Here is a 19,658-nt window from a genome sequence, read left to right as displayed (position 1 = left end):
GGTTCAGGCGGAGGCGGCCTGGGCCGCGGGTCGCTGAGCGGCCGATTTTTCGAAGCGTACCGACTGGCGATACGGGAAGACATCGCCATGGATGCCTTTCTTCACGTCCTCCTGTCGCGCCTGCCAGTAGCGGTAGTCGAACAGGTCGGGGTGCAGCTTGATCAGGGTGCGTCGCACCCTGGGGTCGGTGCTCAGGAAGGTGGGGAACTCCTCGGGGAAGACTTCGTTGGGGCCGGCTGAATACCAGGCGTCCGAACTGAGTTCGTCCTCCGGGAAGGGGGATTCGGGGATCTTGCGGAAATGGCACTCGGTGAGATAGCAGATCTCATCGTAATCGTAGAACACCACCTTGCCGCTGTCGGTGACCCCGAAGTTCTTGAACAGCAGATCGCCGGGGAAGATATTCACGCCCATCAGCTGCTTCACCGCCAATCCCCATTCATGCAGGGCATGACGTGCTTCTTCCTCGCTGGCGCTTTGCAGGAAGACGTCCAGCGGCAGCATGCGCTTTTCGATGTACAGGTGCTTGATCACCAGCATGCCGTCGCTTTCCTCCACCTGGGAGCCCACCTCGTTTTGCAGGGCCTCCAGCAGTTCCGGTGAGAACCGCGACAGGGGGAAGGCCACTTCGGAAAACTCCAGGGTATCGGCCATGCGGCCCACCCGGTCGTGCATCTTCACCTGCAGGTAACGCCGCTCGATCAATTCGTGGGTGACATCCTTCTGTGGCGGGAAGCGGTCCTTGATGACCTTGAATACATACGGGTAGGAGGGCAGGGTGAAGACCATCATCACCAGGCCCGGCGTACCCGGGGCCAGGGTGAACAGGTCATCGCTGTCGGCCAAGTGGTGGAGGAAGTCCCGGTAGAATTCATTCTTGGCCTGTTTGTGAAAGCCCAGGCTCATGTACAGTTCGGCTACCGCCTTGTTGGGCATCAGGTCCTGCAGGAAGGCCACGGTGGCAGCGGGGACCGGAGTTTTCACGAGGAAGTAGGCCCGGGCAAAGCTGAACACCGCCTCGGCCTCCTCTTCGGTGGTGAGCAGCGCATCGGCGACGATGCCGCCTTGTTCATTGTTGGTGAGCGGCACGATGAATGGGTGGCAGTGCCCCTCGTGTACCACGCGGCCAATCAGGTAGGCGGCCTTGTTGCGGAAGAAGGGGAACTCCAGCACGTCGATGCGCAGGTCCGACATGGCTTCGGGGCCGAATGCGGATCGTTCGATCAGGGCCTCGGTGATGTTGCTCACGTCCTGGGACAGATCGGCGTGGGGGAGATTGAAATAGAAGGCAGAGAGGATCTCCCAAATGCAGGTCTCCACCCCACCATCGCGTGTGTGGAAGGATAGGTAGCCCCGGTAGCGCTCGGCCAGTTCCTGTCGGTTGGCCACGGATTCCAGGAAGATCATGTCGTTATTGTAGTACTTGCGCTCAAACAGGCGGCAGAACACCGAGTTGTAGAAGGTTTCTGCCAGTTCCGGGCGGGAGTGGTGCTGGAGCAGGTCCATGTAGGAGATCTTCACCCGCTGCCACAGTTGTTCCTCCAGGCCATTGATGCCGAAGGTGGCGCGAACCTTGGAGAGGGTTTCCTGTACCCGTCCGTCATAGGAGCTGATCCGCTTGACTGACGCGGCCCGTACCGCCTCCCAGTCGGCATGCTCGAAGCGTTCCCGAGCGCTGCTGGTGATTTCCTGGAAGAAAGAGAAGTGGCGTTCAAAACCCGTGAGGATTGAGCGGGCGATCTGCCGCGCGCGGTCATTCATGGTCTGCTGGTCGCCTTTGGTCGCCTGAGCGGTGTGTGCCGTCGTCATGTCGAATTTACTACAGTATTTACTCTGTTTGCATCAGTTGCTATGTTGCATTGCACCAGCAAATGGTTACTATTGAAATTTCTTGCTGGCTTTTGTCTGAGTCTAGACTACGCTTGGCCCCTCCATTCGAAAAGTCGGGTGGAGTCGTCGGGTCAGCAGATAAGCGGGTTTCCGGTCTGCGTCACCGGGGCCCATACCAGAAAGTTCGGCCATACGTTGTCCTGTCCGGACCGAGAGACCCCCGCCCGGGATACGGGCCACAACGATATAGTGACAGAGGATTAGGCATGATGAACCGAGATGAACAGATCAAGGCGCTCGAAAAGGACTGGGCAGAGAATCCGCGCTGGAAGGATGTGACGCGCGGCTACACTGCCGAAGATGTGGTGCGCCTGCGTGGCTCCGTTCAGCCTGAGCACACCCTGGCCCGTCGCGGCGCCGAGAAGCTGTGGAAGCTGGTCAATGGCGACGCCAAGAAGGGTTACGTGAACTGCCTGGGCGCCCTGACCGGTGGTCAGGCCGTACAGCAGGCCAAGGCCGGTATCGAGGCCATCTACCTGTCCGGCTGGCAGGTGGCGGCGGATGCCAACACCTCCGAAACCATGTATCCGGATCAGTCCCTGTACGCCTATGATTCCGTGCCCACGGTCGTGCGCCGCATCAACAATGCTTTCAAGCGCGCCGACGAGATCCAGTGGTCCCGTGGTCTGAGCCCGGAGGACAAGGACGGTATCGATTACTTCCTGCCTATCGTGGCGGATGCCGAGGCCGGCTTCGGTGGCGTGCTGAACGCCTTTGAGTTGATGAAGAACATGATCACCGCTGGCGCTGCCGGCGTGCACTTCGAAGATCAGCTGGCTGCGGTGAAGAAGTGTGGCCACATGGGCGGCAAGGTGCTGGTGCCCACCCAGGAAGCGGTTCACAAGCTGATCGCGGCCCGCATGGCCTCCGACGTGATGGGTGTGCCCACCCTGCTGCTGGCCCGTACCGATGCTGAAGCAGCCAACCTGCTGACCTCTGATTTTGACGAGAACGATCGTCCGTTCGTCAGCGGCGAGCGCACTGCAGAGGGCTTCTACCGGGTGAAGAATGGTCTGGAGCAGGCCATCTCCCGTGGCGTGGCCTATGCCCCGTATGCCGATCTGGTGTGGTGTGAGACCGGTACGCCGGACCTGGGCTTTGCCCGTGAGTTCGCCGAGGCTGTGCGCGCCAAGAACCCGAACCAGTTGCTGGCCTACAACTGCTCGCCTTCCTTCAACTGGAAGAAGAACCTGGACGACAAGACCATCGCTCATTTCCAGGAGAAGCTGTCCGAGTACGGGTACAAGTACCAGTTCATCACCCTCGCCGGTATCCACAACATGTGGTACAACATGTTCGATCTGGCCTATGACTATGCCCGTGGCGAGGGCATGAAGCATTATGTGGAGAAGGTGCAGCAGCCTGAGTTCGCGGCACGCGACAAGGGTTACACCTTTGTGTCTCACCAGCAGGAGGTGGGTGCCGGTTACTTCGACGACATCACCACGGTGATCCAGGGTGGCACCTCTTCGGTGACCGCGCTGAAGGGTTCCACCGAGGAAGATCAGTTCAGCGGCTAAGGCCTGCCTGGGCTGACCCGACCTGAACGGGATCTTCAAGGGCCGCATCAACCGGGAACGGGGGATGCGGCCTTTTTGTTTGGCAGCCCATTGCTATGCGGGCTTGCGAACGGGCCAGGGTGGGGCCGGGTGGCCTGACCGCGGGACGCCGTGAATACGTCCTTGTAGGCTTGACAGCCGCATCCATGCGGCTGACACCCGCTTACAGGCCACCCGGCCCCACCCTGGCCCTTACATTTTGGGCTGACAGACTTGGGCTGAAAAAATCAGGAGTGTGTAGATGGCATCTGAGCGATTGAATTTTCAGGGTACGGCGGATCTGTGTGATGAGCACGAGGACGGCGATATCCAGGTGTGTGAGCCGATCTTTCGGGATTTTGGCGGCGAGAAGGCCTTTTGCGGCGAGATCGTGACCTTGAAGTGTTTTGAGGATAACTCCAAGGTACGGGAGATGCTGGGCACCGATGGACGGGGCAAGGTGCTGGTGGTGGATGCCGGGGGCTCCATGCGCTGCGCCATGCTGGGGGATCAGCTGGCCATCCTGGCGGTGAAGAACGGCTGGGCGGGTGTGGTGATGTATGGCTGTATCCGGGATTCCCGGGCCTGCGGTGAGTTGTCCCTGGGGGTGAAGGCCATGGCCACGCATCCGCTCAAGAGCCGGAAGATGGGCGTGGGGCAGGAGAATATCCCCGTGCGCTTTGCGGGCGTGGAATTCCGACCGGGGGATCTGCTGTTCGCGGACGAAGATGGTATTGTGGTGCGCCCTGGCTGATTATGACCCGTTTTTGAGGTGAAACCATGCTGATCCGACGTCTTTTCGCTGTGCTGTGTGCTGCCTTGTTGCTGGCTGCGGGGTATGCCTCGGCGGAGGTTCAGATCAAGGAGATCGAGGCGGGCGAGGGTGATCGGGCACAGATGCACCATACGTTGCATGTGCATTACACCGGCTGGCTGGAGGATGGCACCCGGTTTGATTCCAGTCATGACCGGGGTGAGCCGCTGCGCCTCGTGCTGGGCCAGGGTCAGGTGATTCCGGGTTGGGAGATGGGGCTTGAGGGCATGAAGGAGGGCGGCAAGCGGGAGCTTGTGATCCCGCCCCATCTGGCTTATGGCTCCCGTGGGGCCGGTGGTGTGATTCCGCCGGACGCCACGCTGCGCTTTGAGGTGGAGCTGGTTCGCATGGAAGGTCCTGCTTACTCGAACGTGAGCAATGCTGAGCTGGAGGCCCTGCTGGAGTCGGGGGTGACCCTGATCGATATCCGCCGTCCCGATGAGTGGCAGCAGACCGGGGTGGTGGAGGGCAGTGTGCTTCTCACGGCCTTCGACGAGCAAGGGCGCTTCAACCCGGAGTTTCCTGGGGAGGTGGATCGCCTGGTGGATCGGGATGAGCCCTTTGTGATCATCTGCCGGGTGGGCAATCGTACCGCCTTTCTCTCCCAGGCCATGGCAGAGCAGGGGGGGTACGAACGGGTTCACAATGTGACCGAGGGCATCATGGGCTGGATCGAGTCGGGCAAGTCGGTGACCCGTTCCTGCCCTGATCTGACCTTTGGTGCACGCTGCTGAAGGCCCTGCCCATGTCCTGCATGCCGCGTCGTTTTCGCCTCACGGTGTCCTGCCCGGATCGGGTGGGCATCGTGGCTGCGGTGAGCGGGTTTCTGGCGGGCCATGGTGGGTCCATCACGGAGGCGAGTCAGCACTGTGATCCGGTGGCGGGCTGGTTTTTCATGCGTTACGAGATCGATGCCGACACGCTACCCTTCGATGTCCAGGGCCTGAGGGAGGCCTTTGCACCCATCGCCGAGTCTTATGGGATGCGCTGGCAGGTCACCGATGCCTGCCGGCCACCCCGGGTGGTGCCGCTGGTGAGTCGTCTGGATCATTGCCTGACGGATCTGCTCTATCGCTGGCGCAGTCAGGAGATGTTTCTGGAGATCCCCTGCGTGATCTCCAATCACGACACCATGCGGGACTACGTGGAGTGGCATGGCATCCCCTATTACCACGTGCCGGTGGAGCCAAAACGCAAGGAGGCGGCCTTTGAGCGGGTCTCATCCCTGGTGGAGGAGGCCCGGGCGGATGTGGTCGTGCTGGCCCGGTACATGCAGATCCTGCCGCCGGATATGTGCCAGCGCTTTGCCGGGCGGGTGATCAATATCCATCACAGCTTCCTGCCGTCGTTCGTGGGCGCCAGGCCCTATCACAAGGCCTTCGAGCGGGGTGTGAAGCTGATCGGAGCCACCTGCCACTATGTGACCGATCAGCTGGATGAAGGGCCCATCATCGAGCAGGATGTGATCCGGGTGGGGCATGACCATACGGTGGATGACCTGGTGCGCCTGGGACGGGATGTGGAGCGCACGGTGCTCTCCAGGGGGCTGCGCTACCACCTGGAGGACCGGGTGCTGATTCATGGCAACAAGACGGTGGTGTTCAGCTAGGCCGCCTGCTAGAACATCCCCATCACGTCCCGCAGGTTCATCACCTGGCGGCCCTCCACCTTGAGTACACCGGCCTCCAGTTCCAGCGCCAGGGTGATGCGCTCATCCTCCCATGCGGTGACAAAGGGCATCATCCCCAGGATGGCCGACCATTCCCGCCATTGCTGCGCCACCATCTGCTCCACGTGCGCCTCGCTGACGTGGGGCCATTGGGCGCGGATGGATCGTTCCATGAGTGACTGGGCCAGGGGTTCGTCAAAGGTGAGCCGGACATCCCCGTAAAGATTGTCCAGCTGCTGGAGTTCGCCACCCAGGGTGAATTCTGGGTTCTTCGTCAGTCCCAGGGCTGCATGGCCTTTGAAACTGCCGTGCGCTTCCTGCGTCAATGACAGCTGCTCCAGTCTGATCTCGCCCCCCTGGCGAAGCAGGGTGGTGAAGGCTGCCGCCAGTCGCTCGGCTTCGCGCTGACTCAGATCACCCTCCAGGTCCAGGCTTTCCGATAGGGTCATCAGGTCACGCAAGGGCTCAAACCCAAGATCGGAGCTCAGTTGCAGGCGCGCCTCATCCAGAACCCGGTCGCCATTGATGTTCACCCGCCCCAGGGAGAGATCCATGCGGTCACGGAACCGGTCCTTGTCGCGGTGGTTGTGCCAGTTCATGGCCAAGTCTCTCAGGACCAGCGTGTTATCCGGGTCCTCCAGGGAAAATTGCCCCACGGACAGGTTGGCGGCGCCAAGGGTCAGCAGGCCTTCTTCCAGGAATGCATCTTCCATCCGCAGGGTCAGATTTTCTACCAGGGTATCCAGTTCGCCACCTTGCTCCCTGAGCCACAGCCGCGGCAGGGAGGCTTCAAGATGCGCGATACGATCCTCGCTGGCCAGTCGGGTCTCAAGGGACCAGGGTCGCCATGTGGTCTCGCCGGTGCGTTTGCCCCGGTCGTCCATGATGTCACCTTCATAGGGGAGGCCAGCCAGAACGAGCTGGTGTCGCCCGCGGGTGTCCACATTCACGTGGTAGCGAAGCCACTCCTGGCCTTCAAAATCGGGCAGGATGGCCCGCCAGGTGTCGGAGACCCCGAGGGCGCCTTCCACCTGGGCGGCCGTACCCAGCAGGCCGACAAGGCCGCGGGTGGTGACCTGGGCGCTGCCTGAGGTCTCCAGCCTGGGGGTGTTGGTTCCCTGCAGGTCCGCCAATAGCTGCCATGGCAGGCTGTTGGCCTCGGGGACGTAGCGCACGCGGTACTGCAGATCGCCACTGTCGCGATCGTAATCAGCCCAGCGCAAATGCAGGCCCGGGACATCCGGGTCCTGATCCTGCCATGCCTGCAGCGTGGCCTCCACCTGATCCGCACCCGCCCGGTGCACCAGGTGGTTGGCTCCCAGGATGAGCATTGCCAGGCCAAGCAGCAGGGCCAGTACAAGCAGGGTGGCGCGTCGGCGGGCAGATGGGATGGTGGCGGATGGGGGCATGGGGATCCTCGTCAGGGCGGTGGAGATTTTCAAGGGTAATGGCTGGGCGCGCGTCGATCCACCTTCGCGGTCGTTGAAGTCGCGTCTGCCTTTTGATGGGTGATGGAGGGTCTTGAGCCCTGGGCCCCTTGCGCGCGTCCAGGTGACGCCATGCGCTGCCGGCATGGGCATGCCAGCCAGTGGGCAATCGATGCGGGGTAAGTCGCCCTGCCTGGATGCGGCAGGGGCGACGCAGATGGATGAATGATGAATAGGTGGTGGGCAGGGGCATGGCTATCTCAGTATGCCATGCCCCACCCGCCGGTTGGCGTGACCTCAAGGGTCACGCCGGGGGCATCAATGCTCCGCGGCCTTGTTGATGCCAATGCCCGTCTGGGAGCGGATGTACTGGGCCTCGAACCGGCGACGGTCCTCGGCAGCCCGCTTGGAGCGGTCCAGCTTGGAGAAGACCCAGATACCCAGGAAGGCGATGGCCACCGTGAACAATGCCGGGTTGCTGTAGGGCACGATGGCCTCTTCATTGCCCAGGACCTGTACCCACACGTTGGGGCTGAGTACCACCATGATCACGGCGGAGATCAGACCCAGGGAGCCACCGATCACCGCTCCGCGGGTGGTCATGTCATGCCAGTACATGGACATGATCAGCACCGGGAAGGTGGTGGAGGCGGCGATGGTGAAGGCCAGGCCCACCAGGAAGGCGATGTTCTGACTCTGGAAGGCAATTCCCAGCAGCACGGCGATGATGCCCAGGATGATCGTGGCCACCCGGGAGACACGCATCTCCTGCTGGCTGGTGGCATTCTTGTTGATCACATTGGCATACAGGTCGTTGGAGATGGCCGAGGCGCCCGCCAGGGTCAGGCCGGCCACCACTGCCAGGATGGTGGCGAAGGCTACAGCTGAGATGAAGCCCAGGAACAGATCGCCACCCAGGGCATGGGCCAGGTGGACTGCCGGCATGTTGTCGCCGCCGAACATGCGCCCGGTCTCGTCGAAGTAGTTCGGGTTGCCCATGACGAAGGCGATGGCGCCCATGCCGATGATGAAGGTCAGTACATAGAAGTAGCCGATGAAGCCGGTGGCGTAGAAGACCGACTTGCGTGCTTCCTTGGCACTGGGCACCGTGAAGAAGCGCATCAGGATATGCGGCAGACCGGCGGTACCGAACATCAGGGCAATACCCAGCGAGATGGCGGAGATGGGGTCGCTCACCAGGCCGCCCACCTTGAAGATGTCCTCACCCAGGGCATGACGGTCGGAGGCCCCCTGGAACAGGCCCTCCAGGCTGAAGCCGTAGAAGTAAAGCGACATCCCGGCGATGAAGGTGGCGCCAGAGAGCAGCAGCACGGCCTTGATGATCTGCACCCAGGTGGTAGCCAGCATGCCCCCGAAGGTCACATAGCCGATGATCAGAATGCCGACGATGATCACGGCGGCCTCAAAGCTCATGCCGAACAGGGTCTGGACCAGGGCGCCAGCGCCCACCATCTGGGCGATCAGGTACAGCAGCACGATGGTGATGCCGGCAAAGGCGGAGAACACCCGGATGGGGATCTGCTGAAAGCGGAAGGACACCACATCAGAAAAGGTGAACTTGCCCAGGTTTCTCAGGCGCTCGGACATGATGAACATGATCACTGGCCAGCCTACCAGGAAGCCGATGGAGTAGATCAGGCCGTCGAAGCCGGAGGTGTACACCAGCGCGGTGATCCCCAGGAAGGAGGCCGCCGACATGTAGTCGCCAGAGATGGCCAGGCCATTTTGGAAACCGGTGATGCCGCCACCCGCGGTGTAGAAGTCCGAGGCGGTCTTGGTGCGACGCGAGGCCCAGTAGGTGACGCCCATGGTGCCGACCACGAAGAGGATGAACATGATGCTGGAGGTCCAGCTGCTGCCGCCCACAGCCTCGGTCACATCAGCCGGTTGCGCCAGGGCCACCCCGCAGGTGATCAGGATGGCTAGCAGGATAAAGGTGATCAAGGGCTTCATTCAGCGTTCTCCCTAACGGCGGCGGTCAGCTTGTCAAATTCTGTGTTGGCCTTGTACACGTAGATGCCGGTGAGCATGAAGGCGAACAGGATGATACCTACGCCCATGGGCACGCCCAGGGTGATGATGCTGTCGCCAAAGGGACGGATGGCCAGGACATCAGGCAGGAAGGCCACCAGCATGATGAAGCTGTAGTAAACCAGCAGCATGATGGCGCTCAGGCTCCAGGCGAGGCGTGAGCGTTTTTTTACCAGCCTCTGGAAGTTGGGATCCGCCTTGATGCGGTCGATGGTGCTTTGGTCCATGAATGCTCCCGCTTTGTGCACAGAAGAATGGATATACCCTTATGCTTTTTATGTGGGTATAAATGCAATAATCAAACGGGCGGATGTTCTTACATCGGGAGGCGCGTTGCAAGGCGGCCACGGCGCATTGCGGCTTTTGCTGCGCGGGGTCAAGGTTTGGCGGCGGGCAGGCAGCCAAAAAGCAGGCAGCGAACAAAAAAGCCACCGTCGTAACGGTGGCTTTTGGCATGCAAAATTGGCGGAGAGGGAGGGATTCGAACCCTCGATACGGGGTTACCGTATACACACTTTCCAGGCGTGCGCCTTCGACCGCTCGGCCACCTCTCCAAAGTGCGTCACCCTGGCCGGGAAGTCCGGGTCGCAAGGGTGTATGTCAGGTTGACGGGAGACCCCGCCTGACAAGGTGCGCAAAGATACATCAAACTTCGGGATTTGGCAAATGGGATCGCGCCAGGGTGTTGCGGCCTGGGTGATCGGATACTGCGGGGCCCGATGACTGGCGAGGCGGCCCTTGAAGTGGGGTGGCCTGGGACAGGGGCGCGGGCCGTGCGATGCCGTAGCCTTGCGCAAAATCCACGCCCAGCTCGGCCAGGGTGGCCAGCACCGCATCGTCTTCCACGAACTCGGCAATGGTATGCAGGCCCATTACCCGGCCGATGCGGGCGATGGCGTCCACCATGGAACGATCGATGGGGTCCCGGGCGATATCCCTCACCAGGCTGCCGTCGATCTTGAGGTAGTCCACCGGAAGTTGCTTGAGATAGGTGAACGACGACAGGCCGGTGCCGAAGTCATCCAGGGCGAAACGGCAACCCCGCTGGCGCAGTTCATTCATGAACAGTCTGGCCCGGGTCAGGTTGGCGATGGCCGCCGTCTCGGTGATCTCGAAACAGATGCGTGAGGCAGGGATCTGATAGCGCTCCAGTTGCTGGATGACAAAGCCGGGGAGTTGCTCATCATTCAAGGATGCGCCGGAGAGGTTGATGGCATAGAGGGTTCCGTCGGAAGAGGATGCATGGCGAGGATCCTCCTTCAATACATGGGCGAACTGGCTGAAGAAATGATGCACCACCCAGCGGTCCACCGCCGGCATCAGGCCAAAGCGTTCCGCTGCGGGAATGAAGGCGCCTGGCATGACCACCCGGCCTTCCTCATCGAGCATGCGCAACAGGATCTCCTGGTGCGGGGGGTGTTGCTGATCAGTGACGGGCACGATGGGCTGCACATAAAGCCTGAAGCGATGCTCCGCCAGTGCCTGGTTGATCCGCGAGACCGCCTCCATCTCTCCGTGCCGCTGGATGAGCTCCTGATCGTCAGGGTGATAAACATGAATGCGGTCGCGACCACGCTCCTTGGCCGCGAAACAGGCCATGTCGGCGGCGCTGAGGACTGCCGTCATGTCTTCGGCGGTGGATTCGAGCATGACGGCGCCGATGCTGATACCCACCTCGAAAACCCGCCCCTGCCAGACGAACCGGAACTGACGCACCGTCTGACGCAGGTTATTGGCGATCTCCAGGGCCTTTTCGCGAGGGCAATGCTCCAGCAGGACCCCGAATTCATCACCGCCCAGGCGCGCCAGCGTGTCGGAGTCACGAATCTTGGCCAGGAGGGTGAAGGCCAGTTGCTTGAGTAATTCATCTCCGGCCACATGCCCGCAGGTGTCGTTGACCACCTTGAACTGGTCCAGGTCCATGTAGAGCAGGGCGTGGTGGGCCTCGAGTTCGCGGGTCTGCTTGAGCGCCACCTGCAGGCGGCGCTCGAATTCAAACCGGTTGAACAGCCCGGTGAGGGGATCATGGGTGGCCTGCCATGAAAGCTTGCGCGCCATTTGCCGGGGCTTTGTGACGTCATGAAAGACCAGCACGGCGCCGATGGTATTCCCCTGACGGTCCCGGATCGGTGCGGCGGAGTCCTCGATGGCGCGGGTGCGACCATCCCGGGTGATCATGACGATGTGATTGGCCAGACCCACATTGCGACCCTCCCGCAGACAGGCGTGCAAGGGGGTACGCACCGTGGCGCCGCTGGTTTCATTGACCAGTTGGAACATTTCGTCCGGGCGCTTGCCACGGGCCTCCAGCATTGGCCAGCCGGTGAGTGCTTCGGCCGCCGGATTGAGGTAGTCCACGCGTCCATCGGCATCGGTGGTGACCACCGCATCGCCAATGGAGTCCAGGGTGACCTGGGCGCGCTCCTTGGCATTGAAGACGGCTTCCTCGCGCGTGACCATCTGATCAAAGGTGCGCCCAAGATCCGCCAGTTCGTCTCCCCCGGTGACGCCACTGCGGGAATTCAGATCGCCTTCGGCAAACTGTCGCGTGGCCCGGGCCAGACGCTCCACACGCTTGGTCACTGTCCAGTGGAAGAAGATCAGCCCAAGGATGGCCAGCAGCGCCAGGTAGCCAATGAACTGGAGGACGAGTTCGCGCACATTGCTCTGGGCTACTGTCTTTGCCGGGACCAGGTCCAGTTGGACCAGCATCAGCCCCTGTGATGGCGCCTGCGCGGCGAGGCTGGGTGTGTCGGATACCTGGTTGATCGGGAAGGCGGCCAGGAGGGCGTTGCGGGATTCGCTGGTGAAAACTTTACCGACATGGCCGGTATCCTCGAGCAGGGTCGCGATCGACAGGTCGGGATAGCGGGCCGGGTTCAGGGGATGCGGGCTCAGGGTTTCCCAGGGCTCTCCCACGCGTTGGCCATCCATCCCCACAAGGATCTTGCCTTGCGCGCCCAGGATCACGGCCAGATTGACATCGAGCGCCTCGCTCATGGATTGCAATGTCTGCTGCAAGCGCATGTGCTCGCCCCGTGCCAGCATGTCCGCCGCGTGATCCTGCAAGCGCTGGGTCAGTGCCTTGAGGTGGCGTGCCTCGGAGGTTTCCACATGATTGGCGGCCGCGTTGAGGCCGAGTCGGTAGGCCAGAAGGCTGCTCAGGGCGATGAACACCAGCAGGATGAGGACCGTCAGATAGCGCAGCGGGATGCGCGTCATGTTGGGGCTACTCCTGGTTTACCTCGCGTCTGCCCCGTGGTGCCCTGAGCTCCGGGGGGGAGTCGCATCTTCACTCGGGTTGCAGTAAATCCCTGCTGCGTGAAGGTTAAAGCAGAAACCGTGCCGGATGTACCCCGATAACGCCGATCAAGGGGAAAAAATTTAATTGTTGCGACCCCGTCCGCATCATCGAACCTGCGGGAGGGGGTCCCCCGTGCCTTTCACCAAAGGGTGCCGTTGCGCCAGTCCCTGATCACAAGGCCGATCAGCACAAAGATGCACAGCGTGGTCATGATGGTCGCCACTGTGACGACAATGGAAAGAACTTCGACAGATGCCATGAGATTAACCCCATTCGATCAGTGTTTTGGCGGGGGTTCTTTAAGCTGTTCCCAGTCAAACTCCTGGGGCCTGAGCCAGGTGGTGAGCAGCACGATCACCATGGAGACGGCTGCACCCACCAGGGCACCCACGTAGAACCCGATCTGGAAGTAGGCGGTGATCCCGGCGGCGCTGCCGGCCACCATGGCCAGCGTGGCGCCCCACCGGTTGGTGCGGCGCCAGTACAGGCCGGCGGCAATGGGCCAGATGGTGCTGGCCACGAATGCACCAGTAAAGTACAGAAGCTCCGCCAGGGTGGTGATGCGGGGCAGACACAACAGCCAGGTGACCACCCCCAATAACAGGATGGTCACCTTGGTGGCGTTGCGTAGATGATCGGCACTGGCGTGGGGCCGCAGATGGCGGTAATAGATGTCCCGCACCACCAGCATGGCGGTGGCCGCCAGCAGGGAGTCGAGACTGGAGGCCAGCGCGGCGAACACCATGATCAGCACGATGATGGCCCCCGCCAGACCCAGCAACTCGGCGGAGATGATGGGGCCCACCATGTCCGCAGCCGGGATGTTGGTCCCCAGAGCGGGGCCCGCCAGGGCGATGAAGCCAGCCACAATGGGGATGGGAGCCCAGAACAGGCCGGCCAGCAGGTAGGCCCACATACCCACGCCTTCGCGGAAGGAATAGGCGCGTGTCCACCAGACGTTGGAATGGAAGATCTCCCCCATGCCGAACAGCAGGTTGTTGAACAGGAACATGATGGCCGCTGGCATCATCAGGGTGAGCAGCTCGGGGCGTTCCAGCTCCAGACTGAAGTGGATTTCATCGAAGCCGATACCCCCAATGACCAGCCAGGCCAGCACCACCAGGCCGATGAGGATCAGAATGGACTGGATGAAGTCGGTACCGATGACCGCCCGGAAACCGCCAATGAGGGTATAGGCCACGCAGGCCCCCAGGATCACGGTCATCCCCTGCCAGTAGGGAATGCCGGAGAGGGCGTGGGTGAGCACACCGCCGGCCATGCCCAGGCTCACCAGCCAGCCAAAACTGTAGAAGATGGAAATGCCCAGAAAGACCCGCCAGGCCACGTTGCCATAGCGCAGGCGCACAAAATCGCCACTGGTGTAGCCATTGGGCATAAGGGTGCGGATGCGCTTGGCCAGGGGGGCAAACAGGAGCAGACCCACGGCCCCCAGGGAATACCCCACCATGCCCCAGATGCCCATCTGATAGGCCAGCTGCGGCGCCATCATGGTGGTGTTGCTGGTCACCCAGGTGGCCATGGCGGTGGCGGTGCCCACGGCCAGCCCCACCTTGCGGCCCGCCAGAACGAACTGATCCAGTTCCTTGTCCTTGCGACCAAAATACCAGCCCAGCCCCACATACAGGGCAGTGAACAGGGCGATCAGCAGCCAGGCAATTCCTGGCTCCAGGATGGCGGTCTCCTGGACGTTCATAGGCGCTCCTCATGCCGGATCCGCCAGCAGGCGGACCCTGAATGTACCGTGGTCGGCGTCATGAATCCTTGGGGATGATCCGGTTGGCCCGGGTGCCGAAGGCGATGACGGCGGCGGTGGCCAGAAAGACTACCCCGCCCAGGGTGAAGATCCCGAAGGCCTGGGCGATGGAGTGGTGCCTGACCTCAACGCTTTGTGTCTCGCTCCAGTCGGTCTGTGTGCCGTCGTCAAGTTGAGCCCGCACCCGGTAATGGAATGTGCCATTGCTGCGGCCGCTGATCACCGAGGCGCCATCGGCCCCCTCGTAGAAAACCCGGGCGTCGGAGAAATCCTCATCCGTGGCTTCTTCCAGGCGGAAATGATCCACCTCGGCCTCATCCAGTGACCAGCGCAACTGAAAGTAGCCGGCCCGCGCCAGGTCCGTGGTGCTCTCCAGGTCAGGTTTCGGGGCGTTGGCCAGGAGGGGGGCGGGAGCGAGGAGCAGAGCCAGTACCGCACAGGCCACCGTCAGAACGGCGGGCGTGCAACGGCCGGAATGTGGGGAGGATCGGGGCAAGTCACGCTCCTTGGGCCACGGGGCCACCGTCATGCCATGAGAGGGCCGTCGCGAGCACGCATGGCGCCTGGACGAGTCGGCCCGCCTGCATTCGATCGAGGCGATGTCTTGTGTTCTTACCCTAGTCATGTGTTCTTCGGGGGTCAAGCGCGGGACATGGCGTTTGGTGCGGCCGCCCGGGCTGCCGCCTTTGCCCGGGCGGTCCGGGTGGCGTACATTATGCGCCCGTTCACCATCCGGTCCTTTTCATGCACTGGGCTTCCGTGCTGCGCGTCGTTGGGCTGCTGCTGATGATTTTCAGCGGCACCATGCTGCCCCCGGCCATCATCTCGCTGATCTATGACGACGGCGGGTTGTTGCCGTTTGTGGTGTCCTTCGGTGTGCTGCTCGTGCTGGGATTGCTGCTCTGGCTGCCGGTGTGCCGGTCCCGCCAGGACCTGCGTACCCGGGATGGTTTTCTCATTGTCGTGCTCTTCTGGACCGTGCTGGGCCTCTCCGGGGCCTTGCCCCTGAGCCTGTCCCAGGCCCCCGCCGTATCGTTCACTGATGCGGCCTTCGAGAGCATGTCCGGGCTTACAACCACCGGCGCAACGGTGCTGGTGGGCATTGATGACCTGCCGGAATCGATTCGCTTTTACCGCCAGCAACTGCAATGGCTGGGAGGCATGGGCATCATCGTGCTGGCCGTGGCCATCCTGCCCATGATCGGGGTGGGGGGCATGCAGCTTTACCGGGCCGAGACCCCGGGCCCCGTCAAGGACACCAAACTCACCCCCCGCATCGCCGAGACAGCCAAGGCGCTTTGGTACATCTATCTGTCACTCACAGTGGCCTGTGCTTCGGCTTACTGGCTGGCGGGGATGAACTGGTTCGACGCCATCGGCCACAGCTTTTCCACTGTGGCGATCGGTGGATTCTCCACCTACGACGCCAGCATCGGGCATTTCGACAACCCGGTGATCTCCATGATCTGTGTCGTCTTCCTGCTGATCGCCGCCATCAACTTTGCCATGCATTTCATGGCCTGGCGTACCCGGTCCCTCACGCATTATCTGAAGGAACCCGAGGTGCGCTGGTTCCTCGGCATCATGGCGATCCTCATCACCGTGGTCATCATCACCCTGCTGGTTCAGCAGCATTACAGCCATTGGGGGAATGCCGTGCATCACGGCATCTTCCAGGCGGTGTCCATTGGCACCACGGCCGGCTTTACCACCCAGAACTTCGACGGCTGGCCGGTGTTTCTGCCCGTGCTGCTGTTGATGGTGGCCTTCATCGGTGGCTGTGCCATGTCCACCGGCGGCGGTATCAAGGTGATCCGCTTCATGCTGTTGATCAAGCAGGGCTACCGTGAGGTGATCCGTCTGATTCATCCCCAGGCCCTGGTGCCCATCAAGGTGGGTGGCAAACCGGTGCCGGATCGCGTGATCGATGCAGTGTGGGGGTTTTTCGCCACCTACATCGCCCTGTTCGCCCTGATGATGCTCACCTTGATGGCCACCGGGCTGGATCAGGTGACGGCTTTTTCAGCGGTGGCGGCCACCATCACCAACCTGGGCCCGGGCCTGGGCGCCGTGGCGGAGAACTATGCGGCCATCAGTGACCTGGCCAAGTGGGTGCTCATGTTCGCCATGCTGCTTGGGCGTCTGGAGGTCTTTACCTTGCTGGTGTTGCTGACGCCGGCCTTCTGGCGGCACTGAGCCGGGATCATGGGCCTTTACCCGGCCCCGCCGCGGGCAGGCCATGGGCCCGGTAGTCCCCATGGGGGATGCGATCCGCGGGTCTGTCAAACGCTTGCCGTTGCTTTAATATGGTGAGCCACCACCCTGCGGGGAGACGAGTCCGATGCAGAAGGGGAGAGGCCTCCTGGAACGCTGTTTCCTGGCGCTGATGCTGCTGGGCCTGGGCTTGCCTGCCAGCGCCCAGGATCTGCGTGAATACTGGTCGATGGAAGTCTTTCTGGAACGGCATGCCGAACAGCGCCCGTTGATGGAAGCCTTTGAACGCCGGGTGAGCGAGCCAGGCAGATCGATACCCGCCGAGCAGAGACCCCATGCCCCGGTGAGGGTGTCGGTGGTTTACCCGGGATTACAGATCTCCGACTACTGGCGACGTAACCTGATGGCCTTCGAGGGTCGGGCCCACGAGCTGGGTCTGACTCTGGATCTGCAGGTGTATTTCAGTGGTGGTGCCGGGGATCAGGCTGTCCTGCAGGCGCAGCAGTTGCGTGAGGCCCTGGCCAACAAACCGGACTTCCTGATCTACACCCTGGATACCCCCGCGCACATGGCCTTGATTGATCGGTTGCTGGCGCGGGCCCCTGGGGCGGATGGGCCCCATATCATCCTGCAGAACATCACCACCCCGGTGCGTGCCTGGAATGGTCTGCAGCCGCTCTTGTACGTGGGTTTCGATCATCTTCAAGGCTCGCGCCTGCTCGTGGAGCATATTCGTTCCCAGGCCCGGGAAGGCGATGAGATCGTGGTGCTGTATGGCACGGATGGCTATGTCAGCCGCGCCCGTGGAGATACCCTGACCCGATCCTTCACGGATGCCTCGGCGCCACGACTGCGTGATACCTATCTGACTGATCAGGATGTGGATATCGCCGAGAAGGCGACGCTGGATGCCCTGGCGCGCCACCGGGATTTGCGATTCATTTATGCGTGTACCACGGATGCGGCCCTGGCCTCGGTGCGCACGCTTGCCTCCCGGGCGCGCTCCGATGTGCAGGTGACCGGTTGGGGTGGGGGCAGCGCAGAGCTGCGGGCCATCCGTGAAGGAACCCTGTTCGCAACGGTCATGCGCCTGAACGATGACGCGGGCGTGGCCATGGCCGAGGCCATCGCACTCCAGGTTCGCGGCATGGGGGGCGATGTACCGCAGATCTATTCGGGGGGGATGCATCTGGTGACCAGGGACACGTCTGCCGAGAAACTGGAGGCCTTGATGCAGCGGGCCTTCCGTTACTCCGGTGTGCCCGATTTAACGAGCCGCTAGGGCGATCGGGGATCATGTTCGCCTCTCTCGGGACCCAACTTTGTCGCCCCACACTGACCCGGACCATCATCCTGGCCGTGGGGCTGGCAATGATGCTGATCGCCGGACTGGCGGTGATGCTGACCATTCAGGGGGCCCGTCAGGCCAACCTGCAGGAGGTGCATCGCAGTTTCGACGGCAGTGCCGCCATTGCCTCCCTGATCATGGACAAGGAGATCGAATCCGCCGAGCGGGTGGCCAGTGAGCTTGTGAGGCTTCCGGCATTGCGAGAGGCGGTGTATGCCGGTGATGCGCAAACGGCCATGCGCCTGATCAACCTTCACGATCGCCTGCAGGGGCGCAGCCTGTTTGACGCCCTGGTGATTACACGTGAGGACGAACGCCCCTGGGTGTCGGGCGGGTTTGCCCTTCGCCACAGCGAGCCTTTGATTCGATGGCTTGCGCATCAGGAACAGGCCACCGTCGCCAGCCCCAGCAGGCTGGTGGCGGTCGAGACGGGAGAGGGCGAGTCCATCATGGCGCTGGTCACTCAGGGGAGCTTCCGGGATCCGGACTCGGGTCGGCTGGTGGGCCAGTTACTCGGTTTGGTGGCGCTCTCGGAACGGGTTTCCCTGTTTACGGAGATTCGCGCCCGGGCAAATCTTACTGGTTTGGCGCTGGTGCTGGACGGGCAGCTGTTTCCCGGCCCTTCGGCGGTGGCCTTGCAGATTGCAACACTTGAGGATGTGCCCATCGGCGCTCCGGAGCAGATCGGGATACTGGATGAGTGCCGCGTGGCCTGGCGAATGCTCGAACCGGACAGGGTCGAGGCGGATGTCGGCATCGTCATGAGCACGGGGGGCGCTGGCCAGGAGGCGTCCATCCTCATTCGAACCGTTTCCATGCTGGGCGCACTCATTTTGCTGGTGATGGGCGGGTTGCTGGTGTTTCTCACCCGGTCCATTGCCATTCCCATGCGGGAACTCTCCGTGCAGACCCAACAATCCCCCGCGGGGCCCTTCAGTCCCCTGGCGGTTCCCCGCATGCATCGTTACGATGAACTGGGGCAGGTGGTGGGGGCGTTCAATGATCTGATCGAGCGCATCGGCAAGCATCAGACGGAGCTGGACAGGATTGCCCACTATGATCCGCTGACCGGGGTGCCCAACCGACGTCTGTTGGCTGACCGCATGGATCAGGCCATCGCACGCAGCCGACGCAATGGTTGCCCCCTGGCGGTCTGCTACCTGGATCTGGATGGCTTCAAGCCCATCAACGATCGTTATGGTCACGCCGTGGGGGATCAACTGCTGTTGGCCATCACGGGGCGTCTGCGCAACCTGCTGCGGGCCGATGATACCCTGGCGCGCCTGGGAGGGGACGAGTTCGTTATCCTCTTCAATAACCTGCATACCATGGAGGAGGCGGATCAGGCCCTCTCCCGGTTACTGGAGGCAGTGGCAGCGCCGGTGACCATCGAAGGTCAGCGATTGGAGATTTCCGCCAGTGTGGGTGTGACCTTTTATCCCACGGACCAGGCCGACCCGGATACGCTTTTGCGACATGCGGACCAGGCCATGTATCGGGCGAAGGAGTCGGGCAGGAACCGCTATCATTTCTTCGACACTGGCTAGTCTGGGGCTTGCACTGGTGTCAGAATGCTGCGATGCAGCAGGCTTTTGTGTGACTGCGGTGGGTATTGGAACGGAGCAAGA

Annotated in this window: 14 protein-coding genes and 1 tRNA gene; 7 read left to right on the top strand and 8 right to left on the bottom strand. The window is 62.0% G+C overall.

Features of this window, described 5'->3' with window-relative positions:
- Positions 1–3 precede the first annotated feature (3 nt).
- A complete protein-coding gene (gene aceK / locus ECTOBSL9_RS14275; protein ID WP_063466229.1) occupies positions 4–1,761 on the bottom strand; it encodes a bifunctional isocitrate dehydrogenase kinase/phosphatase in 1,758 nt (585 codons plus the stop codon).
- Positions 1,762–2,099: 338 nt separating this feature from the next.
- On the opposite strand from aceK, the gene aceA reads away from it, so the two are divergent.
- The 4 genes from aceA to purU all read left to right on the top strand — a co-directional run bounded on the left by aceA (position 2,100) and on the right by purU (position 5,851).
- Positions 2,100–3,410 carry an isocitrate lyase gene (aceA, locus tag ECTOBSL9_RS14270; RefSeq protein ID WP_063466228.1) on the top strand — a complete coding sequence of 437 codons (1,311 nt, stop codon included), beginning with the start codon at positions 2,100–2,102 and terminating at the stop codon, positions 3,408–3,410.
- 280 nt (positions 3,411–3,690) lie between these two features.
- Positions 3,691–4,182, top strand: coding sequence for a ribonuclease E activity regulator RraA (gene rraA / locus ECTOBSL9_RS14265; RefSeq protein ID WP_082829972.1), 492 nt, complete (start codon positions 3,691–3,693; stop codon positions 4,180–4,182).
- A gap of 26 nt (positions 4,183–4,208) precedes the next feature.
- Positions 4,209–4,976 (top strand): FKBP-type peptidyl-prolyl cis-trans isomerase, encoded by a 768-nt coding sequence (locus tag ECTOBSL9_RS14260; RefSeq protein WP_063465603.1) that lies wholly within the window; start codon positions 4,209–4,211, stop codon positions 4,974–4,976.
- 20 nt (positions 4,977–4,996) lie between these two features.
- Complete coding sequence (gene purU / locus ECTOBSL9_RS14255; RefSeq protein ID WP_063466226.1) at positions 4,997–5,851, top strand: formyltetrahydrofolate deformylase; 855 nt, start codon at positions 4,997–4,999, stop codon at positions 5,849–5,851.
- 8 nt (positions 5,852–5,859) lie between these two features.
- Here purU and ECTOBSL9_RS14250 read toward each other — a convergent pair whose 3' ends face one another.
- From ECTOBSL9_RS14250 to ECTOBSL9_RS14220, 7 genes are all read right to left on the bottom strand, one after another.
- Positions 5,860–7,320, bottom strand: a complete 1,461-nt coding sequence (locus tag ECTOBSL9_RS14250; protein WP_063465602.1) for a DUF945 family protein — start codon at positions 7,318–7,320, stop codon at positions 5,860–5,862.
- A gap of 336 nt (positions 7,321–7,656) precedes the next feature.
- Positions 7,657–9,312 carry a cation acetate symporter gene (locus ECTOBSL9_RS14245; protein WP_063465601.1) on the bottom strand — a complete coding sequence of 552 codons (1,656 nt, stop codon included), beginning with the start codon at positions 9,310–9,312 and terminating at the stop codon, positions 7,657–7,659.
- Positions 9,309–9,617 (bottom strand): DUF485 domain-containing protein, encoded by a 309-nt coding sequence (locus ECTOBSL9_RS14240; protein WP_025281798.1) that lies wholly within the window; start codon positions 9,615–9,617, stop codon positions 9,309–9,311. The genes ECTOBSL9_RS14245 and ECTOBSL9_RS14240 overlap by 4 nt, the downstream gene beginning before the upstream one ends.
- A 236-nt stretch (positions 9,618–9,853) precedes the next feature.
- Positions 9,854–9,944 (bottom strand) — tRNA-Ser (locus tag ECTOBSL9_RS14235).
- 91 nt (positions 9,945–10,035) lie between these two features.
- On the bottom strand, positions 10,036–12,612 hold the full coding sequence (locus ECTOBSL9_RS14230) for an EAL domain-containing protein (RefSeq protein WP_063465600.1): 2,577 nt from the start codon (positions 12,610–12,612) through the stop codon (positions 10,036–10,038).
- Between the two features lie 359 nt (positions 12,613–12,971).
- Entirely contained in the window at positions 12,972–14,408 is a 1,437-nt protein-coding gene (locus tag ECTOBSL9_RS14225; protein ID WP_063465599.1) for a sodium:solute symporter family protein, read from the bottom strand.
- 58 nt (positions 14,409–14,466) lie between these two features.
- On the bottom strand, positions 14,467–14,964 hold the full coding sequence (locus ECTOBSL9_RS14220) for a hypothetical protein (RefSeq protein WP_063466225.1): 498 nt from the start codon (positions 14,962–14,964) through the stop codon (positions 14,467–14,469).
- Positions 14,965–15,212: 248 nt separating this feature from the next.
- Here ECTOBSL9_RS14220 and ECTOBSL9_RS14215 point away from each other — a divergent pair, with 248 nt between their 5' ends.
- The 3 genes from ECTOBSL9_RS14215 (at position 15,213) to ECTOBSL9_RS14205 (ending at position 19,577) form a co-directional block, all read left to right on the top strand.
- Entirely contained in the window at positions 15,213–16,664 is a 1,452-nt protein-coding gene (locus ECTOBSL9_RS14215; protein ID WP_063465598.1) for a TrkH family potassium uptake protein, read from the top strand.
- A gap of 145 nt (positions 16,665–16,809) precedes the next feature.
- Positions 16,810–17,964 carry a substrate-binding domain-containing protein gene (locus ECTOBSL9_RS14210; protein ID WP_082829970.1) on the top strand — a complete coding sequence of 385 codons (1,155 nt, stop codon included), beginning with the start codon at positions 16,810–16,812 and terminating at the stop codon, positions 17,962–17,964.
- 14 nt (positions 17,965–17,978) lie between these two features.
- Entirely contained in the window at positions 17,979–19,577 is a 1,599-nt protein-coding gene (locus ECTOBSL9_RS14205; protein WP_063465597.1) for a GGDEF domain-containing protein, read from the top strand.
- Positions 19,578–19,658: the final 81 nt, after the last annotated feature.

Origin of the sequence: Ectothiorhodospira sp. BSL-9 (assembly GCF_001632845.1) — a bacterium.
Classification (GTDB): Bacteria; Pseudomonadota; Gammaproteobacteria; order Ectothiorhodospirales; family Ectothiorhodospiraceae; genus Ectothiorhodospira.
This window is presented reverse-complemented; position numbering and strand designations above follow the sequence as displayed.

Coding starts and splice junctions, on each gene's coding strand:
- ECTOBSL9_RS14245 (WP_063465601.1), bottom strand. CDS start 9,312: ATGAAGCCCTTGATCACCTTTATCCTGCTAGCCATCCTGATCACCTGC.
- ECTOBSL9_RS14205 (WP_063465597.1), top strand. CDS start 17,979: ATGTTCGCCTCTCTCGGGACCCAACTTTGTCGCCCCACACTGACCCGG.
- ECTOBSL9_RS14210 (WP_082829970.1), top strand. CDS start 16,810: ATGCAGAAGGGGAGAGGCCTCCTGGAACGCTGTTTCCTGGCGCTGATG.
- ECTOBSL9_RS14230 (WP_063465600.1), bottom strand. CDS start 12,612: ATGACGCGCATCCCGCTGCGCTATCTGACGGTCCTCATCCTGCTGGTG.
- ECTOBSL9_RS14260 (WP_063465603.1), top strand. CDS start 4,209: ATGCTGATCCGACGTCTTTTCGCTGTGCTGTGTGCTGCCTTGTTGCTG.
- aceK (WP_063466229.1), bottom strand. CDS start 1,761: ATGAATGACCGCGCGCGGCAGATCGCCCGCTCAATCCTCACGGGTTTT.
- ECTOBSL9_RS14215 (WP_063465598.1), top strand. CDS start 15,213: ATGCACTGGGCTTCCGTGCTGCGCGTCGTTGGGCTGCTGCTGATGATT.
- aceA (WP_063466228.1), top strand. CDS start 2,100: ATGAACCGAGATGAACAGATCAAGGCGCTCGAAAAGGACTGGGCAGAG.
- rraA (WP_082829972.1), top strand. CDS start 3,691: ATGGCATCTGAGCGATTGAATTTTCAGGGTACGGCGGATCTGTGTGAT.
- ECTOBSL9_RS14240 (WP_025281798.1), bottom strand. CDS start 9,617: ATGGACCAAAGCACCATCGACCGCATCAAGGCGGATCCCAACTTCCAG.
- ECTOBSL9_RS14250 (WP_063465602.1), bottom strand. CDS start 7,320: ATGCCCCCATCCGCCACCATCCCATCTGCCCGCCGACGCGCCACCCTG.
- ECTOBSL9_RS14225 (WP_063465599.1), bottom strand. CDS start 14,408: ATGAACGTCCAGGAGACCGCCATCCTGGAGCCAGGAATTGCCTGGCTG.
- purU (WP_063466226.1), top strand. CDS start 4,997: ATGCCGCGTCGTTTTCGCCTCACGGTGTCCTGCCCGGATCGGGTGGGC.